The 768-nt window shown below is 69.5% G+C and carries 1 protein-coding gene; it reads right to left on the reverse strand.

Annotation, left to right across the window (positions count from 1 at the left end):
• Positions 1-768 (reverse strand): molybdopterin cofactor-binding domain-containing protein (locus KHC19_RS18675; RefSeq protein WP_213354268.1); only part of this gene is annotated, 768 nt, incomplete at both ends.

Here is a 768-nt window from a genome sequence, read left to right on the forward strand (position 1 = left end):
CTCGGCGATGGAGGCGGAGGAGATGCCGGTGTTCGGCCCCTCATCCCAGGTGATGGGCAGTGCGTCGAGCGCGGTCTTGGCGCGCCACCAGGTGTCGGCGACCACGGCGACGGCGGTGTCGTCGACCTTCACCACCTTCTTCACGCCCGGCATCTTCTCGACCGCAGCGACGTCGAAGCTCGCCACCTTGCCGCCGAAGACCGGGCAGGCCTTGATGGCGGCATTCAGCATGTCCGGCAGCTTGAGGTCGGCGCCGTAGACCTGTTTGCCGGTGAGCTTGTCCACCGTATCGAGGCGCGCCAGCGGCTTGCCGGCGATCTTCCAGTCCTTCGGGTCCTTGAGCTTGACGTCGCTGGGCGGCGTCAGCTTGCCGGCGGCTTCCGCCACCTCGCCGAAACGCAGCGTGCGCCCGCTCGGGCCGTGGGTGATGATGCTGTTGGCCGCGGAGCATTCGCCCGCCGGCACGTTCCACTGCGCGGCGGCGGCCGCGACCAGCATCTCGCGCGCGGCCGCGCCGCCCTTGCGGACATAGTCGTGCGAATCCCGGATGCCGCGCGAACCGCCGGTGGAGTAGCTGCCCCAGACGCGGTTGCGCTTGAGGTTCTCGCCTGGCGGGGGGTACTCGGTCGTCACCTTCGACCAGTCGCATTCCAGCTCTTCGGCCACCAGCTGGGCGAGGCCGGTGAGCGTGCCCTGGCCCATCTCCGAGCGGGCGACGCGGATGACGACGGTGTCGTCCGGCTTCACCACCACCCAGGCATTGACCTC

Origin of the sequence: Ancylobacter oerskovii, from assembly GCF_018390555.1 — a bacterium.
GTDB lineage: Bacteria > Pseudomonadota > Alphaproteobacteria > Rhizobiales > Xanthobacteraceae > Ancylobacter > Ancylobacter oerskovii.